We start from the raw sequence: 13440 nt of genomic DNA, 5'->3' as shown, positions 1-13440 counted from the left end.
CAATCATGACGAAGTGGATAACCATAAACGGCTCTCATGTAAAGGTTGATGAAAATGGCAATGTGATAACTGGTGGAGGTGGGAACATCCCCAATAAAAACAGCGCAGAACCAACGAGGCATGAGCCACCTGAATATGTAAAAAAAATGAAGCTTGGGGAAAAGCAGAGCTCAGCTTACAGACAGTGGCAAGCGGAGTTATCCAAGCCACCTGACGAGCGATATAAGGCAAAGCAAAATGCTCAGGTAAGGCAACTATTCAAGGATGCTGAACATAATCCCGAAGCCAGGGCCACCATGAAAAAGTTGCTTAGTGGAAACCCTGCTGGCGTCAGAGAGTTAAGCAAAATGTACCCTAACATTGAGCCGGATAAATTGGCTGGAGATGAGTCGCCGAACATCCGCTTTATTACAGAGTCGCTTGCTTTCGATCGTGCCTCTGTGCGAACCATCGACGCAAATGGCCGCCTTCAGATTTCACGAACGAATATCAGTAAGGCAAACGTCAACGGATATTACGGACGCGAGATACCAAGAAGCGAAGAACTTGGGCTCGAACCCAACAAGCTTTACCGGCTTTGGCGCCACCCGGACGAGCTCCGGAAAGCAGCCAAAACCTTCAATAACATCCCCGTGCTCAGCAAGCACATCCCCGATTTTCCCACCGACCCGCCCAATGAATTTCGTGTTGGCGTGACGCACTCCAATGCGGAATTTGACGGCACGTATCTCACGGTTGGTATGTCGATCTGGGATAACAGCGCGATTGCTGGAATTGAGAGCGGAGAGCAGCGAGAGCTATCTGCATCGTACAAGTACGTCGCAGACATGACCCCGGGTGTTACCCCTGACGGCGAGCCTTATGACGGCGTTATGCGTGACATTTTCGGAAACCACGAAGCGCTGGTCCCTGACGGCCGCGCAGGGCCAGATGTACTGGTCGCAGATTCATTACCACCGGAGCTTAATCACATGCGTAAACATAAGGTAGCGGCGATCCGCGCCACCCTTAAGCCACTTCTGGCGCAGGATGCAGATCTGGAGGCAGAAGTCCGCAAAGCTCTTCTGGCTCTTGATGAAGCCGAAAAGGAAGACGAAAAAGAAAACAAACCCGCCGACGACGAAGACGACGACGAGAAGGACAAGAAAAAAACGGCGGATGATGAGGACGACGAGGAAGACAAGGACAAGAAGAAAACCGCCGAAGATGAAGACGATGAAGAAGACGACAAAGTCTCCAAAACGGCGATGGACTCTGCGATTCGCCTGGCAACCGACAGCGCAACTAAAAAGGCTGCGGAAAACTTCCGGAAAATCCGTGAAGCCGAGCAGGTTGTGCGCCCGCTGATCGGCGACGTCGTTGCCATGGACTCAGCCGAAGATGTCTATCGCACCGCGCTTGAACAGAGCGGCGTGGATATCGCCGGCGTTCACCCGTCCGCTTATCCGGCGATGGTCAAAATGGCGATCAGCCAGAAAGAAAATTCACGCCCTGTCATTGCGCAGGATTCCGCTTCCGTCAGTGAGTTCGAAAAAGCATTCCCGACCGCTGGCAAACTGAAACGAGGTTAACATGGCAGGTTTTCAGACACGAATTAACCAGTATCCGGCCCCCGGCGTCGAAGGGGCCTTTGCTGGCACCAACCCTCACGCGACCTATCAGGCTGGCGAGGGCGCTCTGGTTGCTGGCAATGACGGCCTGACTGTCGGCCGCTTTGCCTGGGATGTTGACGGTGTGGCTTCCAATGCCGGTAGCGGTGTTCCGTCTGGCTTTGTCCATCGTGACGGTCAGGCGTCGATCACCATCTGGCTGGGCCAGGCATCCATGCTTATCCAGCCCGGCCGAGAAATCACCCTGATGGTTGCCGGTGACTTCTGGGCCAAAACGTCAACCGCTGCCACCCGCGGGCAGAAGGTTTTTGCATCCCTGACTACCGGTGAGGTGCAAGTCGCCGCAGCCGGCGCAACCGTGGCCGGTTTTATCGAGACCGCATTCTATGCCGCAAGCGATTGTGACGCTGGCGAACTGGTCAAAATCAGCACCTGGAGCAAGTAATGAACGAATTTCAGCGACACTACGCCGCAGCCAGCGGGAAATATGGCATTGTGCTGCCCGGCGCGAAGGACTACCTGAAGCCGGAGTTTGCGGAAAATTTCGCGCTGGCGATGGATGCCCAGCCGCAAATGGTTACTGCGAATAACGCCGGTATCCCGGCCTATTTCACGAACTACGTCGATCCGGAACTTATCCGCGTTCTCGTAACGCCGATGAAGGCCGCAGAGATTATCGGTGAAGTGAAAAAAGGCGACTGGACGACGCTGACCTCGCAGTTCCCGATCGTCGAGTCGACTGGTGAAACCAGCGCTTACGGCGACTTCAACAACAACGGCATGACGTCCGCCAACGTCAACTGGGTACCGCGCCAGTCGTTCCATTATCAGACTCACACTCGATGGGGTGAGCGCGAGCTGGACATGTACGGCGCCGGGCGTATCGGCTATGCCGCCGAGCTTAATGTGGCCTCTGCACTTGTGCTGAACAAGTTCCAGAACAAGTCCTACTTCTACGGCATCGCCGGGCTGGAAAACTACGGTCTGCTCAACGATCCGTCTCTGAGCGCTCCGGTTACTCCGGCGGCGACTGGTTCCGGCGGTAGCGTTACCTGGGCAACGAAAGACGGGCAAGCTGTATATGACGACATTTCCGGTCGCCTCTATAAGCAGCTGGTCTCTCAGACCAAAGGCCTCGTAGAGCGTACCGATCGCATGGTGCTCGGCATGTCTCCGGAAATGGAAGTCAACCTGACAAAGACGAACCAGTACAACGTGAACGTCACTGATCAGCTGAAGAAAAACTTCCCGAACATGCGTATCGAAACCGCTGTTGAATACAGCACCGACGCAGGCGAGCTTGTGCAGCTGATTGTTGAGCGTCTGGGTGAGCAGGACACCGCTTACGCAGCGTTCACCGAGAAGATGCGCGCCCACGCTGTCGTGGTGGAAGAGTCTTCCTGGCGGCAGAAAAAATCCGGTGGCACCTGGGGTGCAATCATTCGTCAACCGCTGGGCATTGCCAGCATGATCGGGGTGTAACATGGCCGAAACAGTAACTGTAGGATGCAAACTGCCGAACGGCCTGATCCTGGAGCAGGGCGGGTACAAAGTGGAGCTTAACGGCTCCAACTCCTCTCTCGTTTTCGGCGGCTACGGCCTGACCGAAAACGTGGACAAGGAAGCCTTTGAGGCGTGGCTGGCCGTACATGCTGATCAGCCCTATGTTCGCAAAGAGCTGGTGTTTGCCCAGGCGAAAACCAGCAGCGCCCAGGCGAAAGCGAATGAAAACGCTTCGGAGAAAACCGGTCTGGAAGGTCTGGATCAGAACAACCCGGCCCCGGGCGTTGAGAAGGCGGACAAAAAATAATGGCGATCGTTGTCTTTGATGTTGCCGCATTTCGTGAGCGTTATCCGGAGTTCGATGCCGTAAGTGAAACGCTGCTTAATGCGTACTTCACGGAGGCAACGATTTACCTGAATAACACGGACAGCAGCCCGGTAAAAGATATCTCTATCCGGGCCCTTTTCCTGAACATGCTGGTTGCGCACATTGCGGCGCTGAATTCAGGCGTAAACGGCGAAAAGGCTTCTGGCCTGGTTGGCCGTGTGGCAAGCGCATCGGAGGGGTCAGTGTCAGTATCAGCTGACGCAGGGCCCTCAAGCGAAAGCTCCTGGTGGTATAAGCAGACTACTTACGGGTCAGCTTACTGGGAGGCCACAAAGCCTTACAGGACCGGTTTTTATGTCCCTGGCTCATCCCCTTCAATGTACCCGGGCCATTATAACCGCCGTTCTTTCATCCGGAGGTAGCTATGGATGGAATGTCAGGCGGCGATAAGCTGATGGAGCACCTGCAGTCGATCGCAAAGGGGCTGTCCTCTGGCGATGATTTGAAGGTGGGGTTCCTTGAGGGGGCTAAGTACCCAGACGGGACGCCGGTAGCACTTGTGGCAGCCACCAACGAATTTGGTGGCACTGTAAAAATCCCGGCGCATACCCGGGATTTGAACTTTTACGTTCGCCGTGACGGTGTTTCGCGCTTCGCAAAGCCATCAAAGGCCAATTTCGCGCAGTCAGTAATGATACCCGAGCATATCGTTACGATCCCATCCCGGCCGTACTTCAGGAAGACCATTTCTGAACATGGTCCGGAGTGGGGCGGAGAGCTCGGGAAACTCATGAAGGCAAACGATTTTGACGCCCGCAAAAGCCTGGCTCTGATGGGGGAGCGGATCAAGGGGCAGATTCAGTCGTCAATCATCGCCTTTTCTGAGCCGCCGAACGCAAAAAGCACGGTCGACAAAAAAGGGTTTAATGACCCTTTGGTGTGGAGTGGCGACATGCTAAACTCTGTTGATTATGAGGTTAACGATGGGGTATAGCATGGGGCGAAAGGCGATAGATTACACAGGCAAAAAGTATGGAATGCTCACCGGTTTAAAAAATACCGGACAGAAATTTCATAAGGGGTTTGTGTGGGAATGGTTATGCGACTGTGGAAATACGCATCAAGCACTCCCTCAACATGTCACTTCTGGTTCGACTAAAAGTTGCGGATGTTACCGAAAGGAAAAGTCCGTGATTAAAGCCGGAGAGACCTATGGATACTTAACTGCTATCAAAAAGACTGAGGAGAAATACTTCAATTCTTACAAGTGGTTATTTGTCTGTGTCTGTGGAAGATTACTATCCCTTTCCGCATCCCATGTTATGGGCGATCAAAAAAGCTGCGGATGTATGCAGCATTCCAATCCGCACAAAACACATGGCATGGCAAATTCTCTTGAATACCGATCATGGCAGGAAATGAAGGCCAGGTGTGGTGGTAAGGACGACGTTTCCATCAAGCATTATGTTGAGCGTGGAATAGATTTTTGTCAGGAATGGAATAGCTTCGATAGGTTTTATCAAGATATGGGGCCTAGACCAGCAGGAACATCTCTTGAGCGCATCGACAACGACCTTGGTTATTCTGCAGCAAACTGTCGCTGGGCGACCCAAAGCGAGCAGATGGCGAATACAAGGAGGACTATCAGGGTATTTGTTGATGGGGTGGAATATTGTCTCAAGCATGCCTGCGCTTTAAGGGGTATTAACTATGACAAAGTCAGGTCAAGAATTAGAAAAGGAATGCAGCCTCAAGAGGCTCTTGATATGGGGTGACCCATGAATCTGCATTCCATAGTGCGCAGCGCCATTAGCGCGGTTAATCCTCGCGTCGAAGCGCAAATTTATCGCTCATCCGGGCCCGTCAAAAACCCAGATTATTCGACCTCGCCTGGTTTCGATCCGCCAGTGACGATGATGGTGCAGAAGCAGGCGTTAAGTCAGGAAGATATCAGGCACATGGATAACATGAATATCCAGGGTGTACTGGTCAGCATCTGGACGGATGGCAACTGGTGCGGGATTAACAGGGATCGGCAGCAGGGTGGGGATAAGTTCGTTATCGGCAATGAAACATGGCTGGTTGTGGCTGTTCCTGAAGTCTGGCCGGACTGGACGAGGGTTATCGCATGTCAACAATTGACGTAGGGCTGCAGGTCACTGAAAGCGATCTGTTTAAGGCGACCGGCGATTTCCTTTCAGCTCTTTTCCCGGACGCAGAAGTCACGCAGACACAGCAAAACCAAACCCCGATGCCGAAAGGCGGTTTCATTACCATGACGCCGCTTTTTTTGACTGACCTCTCAACCAGTGCTGTTGATTACGAGTATGACGGCGTCAGTGATTACGGGCGGGCAGAACTTCGCCGCATTGATGAATGGCAGTGTCAGCTCGATTTCTACGGGGATCAGGCGCAAAACAATGCCACCATCTTTTCGCGCATCGCACGCTCTGAATTCGCATGCACCTGGTTCAGGGAAAATGCGAATGTCCTGGTGCCGCTTTATTCCGGCCCCCCGCGGCAAACATCGATGATCAACGGCGAGAAACAGTGGGAATCCCGCTGGACGCTTGAATTCCACGCAAACCCGCTGATTGTCGTCAGCGTTCCTCAGCAGTTTATGACAGGCGCAGATGTGATATCGCAGCCGGTCGACGTGAGATTTCCTCCGGAGAAATAATAAATGGCAATTTCGCTATCAAAAATCGCCCAGATGCTTCCCGGCGTACTGAAGGCGACAGGGACGGCTATTGATCTCAATGGCCTGTTCCTGACCGACAGCGCATACGCGCCGGTTGGTGCAGTACCCTCATTTGCCAGTGCGGATGAGGTAAAGGCGTACTTCGGCAGCGCGTCGATTGAGTACACCGCCGCGGTGCTGTATTTCGCCGCTTTCGCCGGTAAAACACAGATGCCTGGCAAACTGTATTTTAGCCGATTCAATACCGCAGCAGTGGCGGCATTCCTTCGTTCCGGATCGCACGCCGCGACCACGCTGGCACAGCTCAAGTTGCTTTCTGGTACGCTGACTCTGACCGTTGACGGCACGGAGGAGACTTCTGCGGCTATCAACCTCAGCGGCGCGACCAGTTTTGATAACGCGGCAGAGCTGATTGAAACCGGCATTGGCTCCTCGGTTGTTGTGACCTGGGATAGCGTGCTGAAGAAATTCATCATCACCTCTGCCACCACCGGCTCAGAGAGTTCGATCACCTTCGCCGATGACGGCACGCTGGCCGCTGGCCTTAAGCTGACCGAGGCAACTGGCGCGGTAATTTCCCAGGGCGCTGCGCCAGCAGTGGTTGACGATATTTTTACTGCCATTCTTGCCAAAGAGCAGGACTGGGTAACATTCTCCACGACGTTCGCTGTCACCAAAGACCAGGCTAATGAGTTTGCGCTCTGGGTAAACAGCCAGAATCACCGCTTTGCCTATGTCCCATGGGACGCATCAGGAACGGCAATCGTGGCGGGCAGCTCGAATGCACTGGTGTATGACATCATCAACACCTACGCCTACAACGATACCTGCCCCGTGTATGGTTACCCGAACCACGCAGCAAACGCGATGGGGTTTGTGGCCGCGCTGAACTTCACGCAGGCCAATGGGCGCTGTTCGCTGAATGGCCGTCAGGTGTCCGGCCTGTTGCCGATGATCAGTAACGATACTGATTACGAGGCGGCCAAGGCTAACGGCTATAACTTCTACGGCAACTATGCCTCGAATGCAGTCGAAACCAACCAGTGGGCGCCCGGCTCTATTACCGGTGATTACGCCTGGCTTGACGCATGGGCTGGTCAGGTATGGGTAAATGCTCAGCTTCAGGCGGCTCTCGTTGCACTGTTCCAGCAGGCGAGCAATCTGCCCTACGCAGCAGCCGGAAAAGCTCGCATTGAGTCGTGCATGAAGCCGACCATTGAGCAATTCAGGGCGTGGGGTGGCATGACGGCGGGCACCGATCTTGACCAGTCGCAGATCGACCAGATTAACGCCATCGCTGGCGTCGATGTTACGGATTCGCTTCTGGCTGAAGGGTATTACGTCTACATCGGCCCGTTCACCCCGGCAATGCGCGCCGCGCGTACCAAGCCAACGGTTTACTTCTGGTACACCGACGGCGGGATCATCCAGGGTATCACCGTTAACAGCACGGAGGTGCAGTAATGGCCGGTCAAAATATTACGGCGGCTGACGCCATCATTGAGCTGGTAATCGCTGAGCTCTACCCGTCAGGGTTTAACCTGGAGCAGTTCGAAGCGCAAAACATCTTCGAAATGGGTGATACCGACATGGCAGAGTACCAGCGTACTGCTGACGGTAAACTGCTGGGTGGTTTTGTTTATGGTGATCTGCCGTGGACGTTTCATCTGGCGGCATCCTCCCCGTCAATTAAGTACATCGACAACTGGCAAACCACGCAGATGACCACGCGGTCTGTGCTGCGTGTTAATGGGACTGTGATCCTGCCGTCGCTGGGCAAAAAGTACATCATGACCAACGGCATCCTGCAGCGCGCGCGCCGTATGCCGTCTGCCGGCCGTGTGCTTCAGCCGGTAACTGGACTCATCCAGTGGGAAACTGTCACCCCGGCAGACTACTCAGCGTAAAAAAAAACAGCCCGACTAAGTCCGGGCTTTTTTATGCCCGCAACAAATCGCGCACTCGCGTGCGTCTTCCCACAAGAGCTTTCCGTAGTGTGAGTCTGAGACAGGGCGGTGGATTTCATCGTTCCGCTCTTGGCCGCCCACGTCTACGCGAGCAGGCTCACACCACAGAAAGGTAAATACGATGAAGTATCCAACCGTATCAGTAAACGGAGTCTCCGTTCGTGTTGATGACTATGGGCGCTACAGCTTGAATGATCTTCACGCTTCAGCAGTATGTAGCGGTCAGGCCAAAGAGAATCAGGGGCCAAGCCAGTTTCTTCGCTCCAAAAAGGTTAAAGATTTTGTTCAGACTTTAGCCAGAATGCAAAAATGCATTCAGGAAGAAAATCAACCAGTTAAGGTTATTAATGGTGGTTTGAATCAAGGCGTCTGGGCTCTGGAGATTGTCGCTATACGCTATGCCGCATGGCTCAGTGCTGAGTTTGAAATCCGTGTTTATCAGACATTCCAGTCTCTTGTTCGTCAGGGATTTGATGCCATGGCCCGCTTAAATAAAATCGACCATGTGATAAACGCTGAAACTAAGGAAGTGAGTCAGTGCGCAAGTCGAATGGGCAAGTGGGGTGCCGGTGGAAGAAAGCGCCTGCTTATGGCCGCCCGCGCACGTGTGGTGGACGAGGTTCAGATGTACCTCCCCGGATTTGAGGCGTGAACCCCCTAAGTCACCATTCCAGATAGCCCGCCACGGTGGGCTTTTTTATTGCCAGATCACTCATTCAGGAAACAAAAATGGCTCGTAAAAGCATCGTATTCACGGTTGAAGCAGATAACCGTGACAAGGGCAAGCAGTTCAAAATCACCGAAATGCCGGCGAGAAAGGCCGAAGAGTGGGCGATCCGCCTGGCGTGTGCCGTGATTGGCGCCGGCGTTACCGTTCCCGACAATATGATGATGGCCATCGGTGCTGCGGTGGCGCCGGCCCCAGCCGAGGATAACGCAGAAGCTCGCGAGCTGTACGAAAGCGTGATGGCCAGCGGTATGGCCGGACTCGCTCAGTGGGGTATCACTTCACTGGCTAAAGTTCCGTTCGCACAGTCAAAGCCTCTGCTTGATGAGTTGCTTGGCTGCGTGAAATTCCTCGGCGGTAACGGTATCGAAACAGCGCTTGTTGACGAAGGTCAGATCGAAGAAATCAGCACCTGGTCGCGCCTGAAAATCGAAGCCTTCAAACTCCATATCGCTTTTGTAGCAGCCACCGCAAGTTAGAAATTCCCCTATCCGTCCCGGAAGATTCAGATCGCGGCTTCATACAGTATGCGAATGTACCGCGCACCATCGCCGCGGTGATCTCCGGGGAAATGGCGACACTCCACGAACTGGACACCGTATACAGCGTTCAGGATATGTGGTGGCTGATTGAAATAATGACCGTGGATAACACCAACAGAGCCATAGCAGCGGAGAGTGATCATGGCAGCAACGGTAATTGACGCCCTCCTGATTACGCTGGGCCTTGATACGTCTGACTTCCGTAAGGGGCAGAAAGACGTTAGCGACGACCTCAAGAAGCAGCGTGAGGATGCGAAAAAAACTGCCAAGGAAATGGCGGAGCAGGGCAAGAAAGCCGCTTCGTTCTTCAGCAGCATAAAGACTGAATTGCTGGCACTGACTGGCGTTACTGTCACTGCCGGCGGCCTGATGAGCCTTGTTAAAAATACCACATCTAGCTTGATGGACCTTTCCATTCAGTCAAAGGCTCTTGGCATGACAGCCAGGGAACTTGATGGTTTCGGAAAGGCTGCAGAATCAGCCGGAAGCTCTTTTGAGAGGATCACGGCCGCCTTGCAGGGTTTTCAGGCTGCAAAGCAAGGCTCTCTATTTGGGGATACCAGCAGCCCGATCTTTAGCGGCATGCGAATGCTTACGGCGTTAACTGGTGATACTTTTGACGTCTATTCAAAGGATGCCAAGTCACTCGCAAGGTCTTATCTGGAGTCACTCAGGAAAGTCAAAGACCCAAACATTCGGCGCCAGATTGGTGCTATGGGTGGGTTCGATGATGCGACCATTCAGCGAAACCAGGAGGGTAGATTTCTTCCGGATGTTGACCGCTTAACAAAAAGCTCCGGCATTACAGACGCCTCAACCAAAGGCGCAAAGGAATTTACAGCCGCATGGGCGGAGCTGGGGCAAAATCTCGACACGGTAAAAAACCAAATTTATGAAGGTCTGATACCAACCATTCGAGACCTAAATGGCTTGCTAAAAGAATGGTCATCAGGGAATGTTAAATCCTCTTCATTCTTTAAAGAGCTGAAGCGGGACATTAACGACATTACTGGTATTGACCTTGGTGGCTGGACGCTATCAAGCGATCTGCGCAACCTAAAAGATAACTTTTCCATGCTCGGAAAAGTGCTCAACCATTTGGGTAACGCTTTAAACGAGCTCAACAACGGCAACTTCTCCAAGGCTGCCGATGAGTTTAAAAAGGCGTGGTACGGCACTGAAGACGGAAAGCCTACCGGTAATGATGCGCTGCCCGGGGTGACAAGTAACTCCCAAAGCATTTACGAAAACAGCACGTATAAAAAATATAATGACCTCCTGAACAAGTATCTACCCGAGTGGCTGGGGGGAACACCTTCGGACAGAAAGAAGGACCAAGATGAGAAGTCTTACTGGGATACGACAAAGACTCTGCTTTCTAAAATAGCCGATGCCATTGTCACCCCTGCTGGCGCCTCCTCTTTAGAGCCAAGTATCGGGGGGTATCAGCCAAACGTCCCGCTTAACGCTCAGGCCGCTCGTCTTGGCGCTAAAGGAAAGGCATTTCTTCAGGCAATGGCTGGGGAGTTCGGATCGCTGGAAGGTAAATATGGCCTTCCTGCCGGACTGCTGTCTTCGGTAGCTGCTACTGAATCAGGTGGCGACCCGTTTGCGGAGTCGAAAGCTGGAGCCAAAGGCTTGTTCCAGTTCATGCCAGGCACGGCAAAGGATATGGGGCTCAAAGGTCGTGATGTTTTCGACCCTCACAAGTCAGCTGATGCCGCTGCAAGATACCTGCGCTATCTGCTGGAGGCTACGGGCGGAGATCTGGAGAAAACCCTTGCTTCCTATAACTGGGGGCTCGGAAACGTCCAGAAGAAAGGCATGGACAACCTGCCGTCGGAAACTCGTAATTACGTCCCCAAAGTCATGGCCGGAATGCGTCCCGGCGCCGGTATGGCCGTAGACCGCGCGATGCCGGGTCAGGCTGGCGGTGTTTATAACTTTTATGGCACCAAAATCACCACCCAGGCCCAGAACGTGGAACAGCTTACCAGCGACATCAAAAAGCACGGCGACAACCGCGTCATGCTAATGGCTGGCTACTCAGGACAATAACTCATGTCGTTTTCTCTGAATGTCTCGACAGTGCTATCCGCCATTCAGGGAGGAAGCCTGTTATCCGTCCTTAACAGCGCTCTGTCGCCAACGTACCGGATCACCTACAACACCGTTGACAAGTCGCTTTTGACGGCTGCAGCCGGGCAGGAGGTTTTTTCTCCTTCCGGCTGGGTTAGCGTTGATCGCTACGGTGATGCTAACGTGACGAAGGGGCCGGTTGAAAATGGGCAGTATACTTCGTACAACAAGGTCCGGCAGCCATCGGAATTAAGGGTGATCCTGGCACTTGAGGGATGGACTGCATATACAGGTGCGCTTCCAAACCTGACAAACTTATCTCTTCTTAGCCGAAGTAATTTCATTCAGAAGCTGGATGAGATGAAAAACACGGCCAGCACCTACAACATCGAGACGCCTGACACGGTGTATTACAGCTACGATCTGACCCACTTCGATTATTTTGTGGGGTCATATCGCGGGCAGACGTTGTTGATGGCGAACTGCACCTTCGAAGAGATAATGGATAGCGGTGAAGTAATTATCGCTAACGGGGTTTCCGGTAAGGCTCCGACAGATAACGACAAAACAAATAATAAGGGCGCTGCAAAAACAGAGGTAATCACTGCTTCAACTAAAGAAGTAACGCTTACTGACGCAAAAAACGCATGGACAAGCGGGAATACATCGCTATCAAGCGCCCTTGATCTTACCGGGAGTGCCATAGTTTCAGGTGTTAATTCGGCGGCCAAATCGGTATCTCAAGTATGGGATAACTCATCAACAGCGGTCGCAAAACAGATCAAAAGCACGGTGGCTGATTTTCTTAAAAATAAGGTGATGTGACATGCAGGAAATTAGCTTATCACCGTCACTATCTCAAAAGGTCTATGTCACGCTTGGCGGCCAGAACTGCGCGATAAAGCTTCATCAGCGCTCAACTGGATTCTACATAGACCTGTATGTTGATGACACGGCAATTATGCAAGGTGTTCTCTGCCTTAACTGTATATATCTTGTCAGATATAAGTATCTTGGATTTAATGGTGATCTCATTTTTGTAGACACAAAAGGGGATTCCGATCCGGTTTATGACGAAATAGGGACGCGCTTTAAGCTTTATTATGCATCGAGCGATGAGGTGGGCCGATGAGTTACAAGGAAAGAGAGATAACGGTTGAGTTTACTCTGGCCAATGGGACCTTTGACGGTAAAAAAGGTAACACGCTCATAGCCGAAGGGTTCAAGTGCGAGCTTTCTGTTTCGGCTTATGGGGGAGCTACAGGGACGATGATGGAGCTTAGCCTGTGGGGCTTATCCCTTGATAACATGGCTAAATTGACCACCAACTCCGAAAAATTCTTCGGTGAGCAGCAAAACGCCATACGGGTTTTTACTGGAGATGTTTGCGTGTTTATGGGCACGATAATATCTGCCAGGGTAAATCTGAATCAAATGCCTGACGCTCCGATTGAAATAACGGCCTCAGCTATTGGAAAGGAAAAGCTTGTCGTATGCGAGCCAACTTCAATTGAAGGTGAAGCTTCTGTCTCCGATATGATAAAAGCACTGGCCTCTAAGGTGGATTTGAAGTTCGTAAACGTTGATGTTAAATCGGTGCATAGCAACCCCTATTATGAGGGAAATGCTATTGAGCAAATTCAGAAAATTGCGGCCGACCATAATATCATCGCAGATATAGACTTTGGGACGGTTACAATCTACACAGGGAAAAGCCCTATTGACTCTGTAGTTCCATTTATATCTCCTGAGAATGGATTAATTGGCTACCCTATTTTTTATGATATTGGTATAAACTTTCGCTGCATTTATTCACCGTCAATAAAGCTGGCTCGAAAAATAAAACTGGAAACCTCTCTCCCTCATGCAAGCGGGGATTGGATAGTCCAGTATGGAACCACTCATTACTTGTCATGCAGGGTCCCCGGTGGTCTGTGGGAAACGTTCGTTGTAGCTTATCCGGGATTTGTATTTGGAGTATGA

General features: G+C 52.2%; 17 protein-coding genes and 1 pseudogene. All 18 read left to right on the top strand.

The window, feature by feature from the left end:
• Nucleotides 1-5: 5 nt before the first annotated feature.
• Nucleotides 6-938: pseudogene (locus tag ABLV54_RS08575) on the top strand (DUF2213 domain-containing protein); the annotation flags it as partial.
• 309 nt (nucleotides 939-1247) lie between these two features.
• The gene (locus tag ABLV54_RS08570; RefSeq protein ID WP_348814039.1) at nucleotides 1248-1571 is read left to right on the top strand and encodes a hypothetical protein; all 324 of its coding nucleotides are present in this window, start codon (nucleotides 1248-1250) and stop codon (nucleotides 1569-1571) included.
• 1 nt (nucleotide 1572) lies between these two features.
• Nucleotides 1573-2055, top strand: a complete 483-nt coding sequence (locus ABLV54_RS08565; protein WP_064157444.1) for a hypothetical protein — start codon at nucleotides 1573-1575, stop codon at nucleotides 2053-2055.
• Nucleotides 2055-3092 carry a DUF2184 domain-containing protein gene (locus ABLV54_RS08560; RefSeq protein ID WP_019724831.1) on the top strand — a complete coding sequence of 346 codons (1038 nt, stop codon included), beginning with the start codon at nucleotides 2055-2057 and terminating at the stop codon, nucleotides 3090-3092. Before ABLV54_RS08565 ends, ABLV54_RS08560 begins: the two co-directional genes overlap by 1 nt.
• A 1-nt stretch (nucleotide 3093) precedes the next feature.
• On the top strand, nucleotides 3094-3420 hold the full coding sequence (locus tag ABLV54_RS08555; RefSeq protein ID WP_014342914.1) for a hypothetical protein: 327 nt from the start codon (nucleotides 3094-3096) through the stop codon (nucleotides 3418-3420).
• Nucleotides 3420-3863: a DUF4054 domain-containing protein gene (locus ABLV54_RS08550; protein ID WP_012542596.1), complete on the top strand. Its 444-nt coding sequence runs from the start codon at nucleotides 3420-3422 to the stop codon at nucleotides 3861-3863. Before ABLV54_RS08555 ends, ABLV54_RS08550 begins: the two co-directional genes overlap by 1 nt.
• Nucleotides 3864-3865: 2 nt before the next feature.
• Nucleotides 3866-4435 (top strand): hypothetical protein, encoded by a 570-nt coding sequence (locus ABLV54_RS08545; protein WP_064157446.1) that lies wholly within the window; start codon nucleotides 3866-3868, stop codon nucleotides 4433-4435.
• Nucleotides 4436-4631: 196 nt separating this feature from the next.
• Entirely contained in the window at nucleotides 4632-5216 is a 585-nt protein-coding gene (locus tag ABLV54_RS08540; RefSeq protein ID WP_348813950.1) for a hypothetical protein, read from the top strand.
• Between the two features lie 3 nt (nucleotides 5217-5219).
• Nucleotides 5220-5588 carry a hypothetical protein gene (locus ABLV54_RS08535; RefSeq protein ID WP_012542594.1) on the top strand — a complete coding sequence of 123 codons (369 nt, stop codon included), beginning with the start codon at nucleotides 5220-5222 and terminating at the stop codon, nucleotides 5586-5588.
• On the top strand, nucleotides 5570-6121 hold the full coding sequence (locus tag ABLV54_RS08530; protein WP_047720241.1) for a hypothetical protein: 552 nt from the start codon (nucleotides 5570-5572) through the stop codon (nucleotides 6119-6121). Before ABLV54_RS08535 ends, ABLV54_RS08530 begins: the two co-directional genes overlap by 19 nt.
• A 3-nt stretch (nucleotides 6122-6124) precedes the next feature.
• A complete protein-coding gene (locus ABLV54_RS08525) occupies nucleotides 6125-7606 on the top strand; it encodes a DUF3383 domain-containing protein (RefSeq protein WP_348813947.1) in 1482 nt (493 codons plus the stop codon).
• Nucleotides 7606-8049 carry a hypothetical protein gene (locus tag ABLV54_RS08520; protein WP_001518124.1) on the top strand — a complete coding sequence of 148 codons (444 nt, stop codon included), beginning with the start codon at nucleotides 7606-7608 and terminating at the stop codon, nucleotides 8047-8049. The genes ABLV54_RS08525 and ABLV54_RS08520 overlap by 1 nt, the downstream gene beginning before the upstream one ends.
• 181 nt (nucleotides 8050-8230) lie before the next feature.
• The gene (locus ABLV54_RS08515) at nucleotides 8231-8761 is read left to right on the top strand and encodes a KilA-N domain-containing protein (protein WP_224347518.1); all 531 of its coding nucleotides are present in this window, start codon (nucleotides 8231-8233) and stop codon (nucleotides 8759-8761) included.
• 77 nt (nucleotides 8762-8838) lie between these two features.
• Nucleotides 8839-9315, top strand: coding sequence for a hypothetical protein (locus tag ABLV54_RS08510; protein WP_001518122.1), 477 nt, complete (start codon nucleotides 8839-8841; stop codon nucleotides 9313-9315).
• A 204-nt stretch (nucleotides 9316-9519) separates the two neighbouring features.
• The gene (locus tag ABLV54_RS08505) at nucleotides 9520-11436 is read left to right on the top strand and encodes a lytic transglycosylase domain-containing protein (RefSeq protein WP_348813944.1); all 1917 of its coding nucleotides are present in this window, start codon (nucleotides 9520-9522) and stop codon (nucleotides 11434-11436) included.
• 3 nt (nucleotides 11437-11439) lie between these two features.
• Nucleotides 11440-12282: a phage baseplate protein gene (locus ABLV54_RS08500; RefSeq protein WP_004196852.1), complete on the top strand. Its 843-nt coding sequence runs from the start codon at nucleotides 11440-11442 to the stop codon at nucleotides 12280-12282.
• A gap of 1 nt (nucleotide 12283) precedes the next feature.
• Complete coding sequence (locus ABLV54_RS08495; protein ID WP_004177055.1) at nucleotides 12284-12589, top strand: hypothetical protein; 306 nt, start codon at nucleotides 12284-12286, stop codon at nucleotides 12587-12589.
• Nucleotides 12586-13440 carry a hypothetical protein gene (locus tag ABLV54_RS08490; protein WP_004196801.1) on the top strand — a complete coding sequence of 285 codons (855 nt, stop codon included), beginning with the start codon at nucleotides 12586-12588 and terminating at the stop codon, nucleotides 13438-13440. Before ABLV54_RS08495 ends, ABLV54_RS08490 begins: the two co-directional genes overlap by 4 nt.

Source organism: Klebsiella sp. JB_Kp042 (genome assembly GCF_040065275.1).
Classification (GTDB): Bacteria; Pseudomonadota; Gammaproteobacteria; order Enterobacterales; family Enterobacteriaceae; genus Klebsiella; species Klebsiella quasipneumoniae.
The sequence above is the reverse complement of the archived record's forward strand: the minus strand, read 5'-3'. Positions and strand labels throughout refer to the sequence as shown.

Coding starts and splice junctions, on each gene's coding strand:
- ABLV54_RS08570 (WP_348814039.1), top strand. CDS start 1,248: ATGGACTCTGCGATTCGCCTGGCAACCGACAGCGCAACTAAAAAGGCT.
- ABLV54_RS08565 (WP_064157444.1), top strand. CDS start 1,573: ATGGCAGGTTTTCAGACACGAATTAACCAGTATCCGGCCCCCGGCGTC.
- ABLV54_RS08560 (WP_019724831.1), top strand. CDS start 2,055: ATGAACGAATTTCAGCGACACTACGCCGCAGCCAGCGGGAAATATGGC.
- ABLV54_RS08555 (WP_014342914.1), top strand. CDS start 3,094: ATGGCCGAAACAGTAACTGTAGGATGCAAACTGCCGAACGGCCTGATC.
- ABLV54_RS08550 (WP_012542596.1), top strand. CDS start 3,420: ATGGCGATCGTTGTCTTTGATGTTGCCGCATTTCGTGAGCGTTATCCG.
- ABLV54_RS08545 (WP_064157446.1), top strand. CDS start 3,866: ATGGATGGAATGTCAGGCGGCGATAAGCTGATGGAGCACCTGCAGTCG.
- ABLV54_RS08535 (WP_012542594.1), top strand. CDS start 5,220: ATGAATCTGCATTCCATAGTGCGCAGCGCCATTAGCGCGGTTAATCCT.
- ABLV54_RS08530 (WP_047720241.1), top strand. CDS start 5,570: ATGTCAACAATTGACGTAGGGCTGCAGGTCACTGAAAGCGATCTGTTT.
- ABLV54_RS08525 (WP_348813947.1), top strand. CDS start 6,125: ATGGCAATTTCGCTATCAAAAATCGCCCAGATGCTTCCCGGCGTACTG.
- ABLV54_RS08520 (WP_001518124.1), top strand. CDS start 7,606: ATGGCCGGTCAAAATATTACGGCGGCTGACGCCATCATTGAGCTGGTA.
- ABLV54_RS08515 (WP_224347518.1), top strand. CDS start 8,231: ATGAAGTATCCAACCGTATCAGTAAACGGAGTCTCCGTTCGTGTTGAT.
- ABLV54_RS08510 (WP_001518122.1), top strand. CDS start 8,839: ATGGCTCGTAAAAGCATCGTATTCACGGTTGAAGCAGATAACCGTGAC.
- ABLV54_RS08505 (WP_348813944.1), top strand. CDS start 9,520: ATGGCAGCAACGGTAATTGACGCCCTCCTGATTACGCTGGGCCTTGAT.
- ABLV54_RS08500 (WP_004196852.1), top strand. CDS start 11,440: ATGTCGTTTTCTCTGAATGTCTCGACAGTGCTATCCGCCATTCAGGGA.
- ABLV54_RS08495 (WP_004177055.1), top strand. CDS start 12,284: ATGCAGGAAATTAGCTTATCACCGTCACTATCTCAAAAGGTCTATGTC.
- ABLV54_RS08490 (WP_004196801.1), top strand. CDS start 12,586: ATGAGTTACAAGGAAAGAGAGATAACGGTTGAGTTTACTCTGGCCAAT.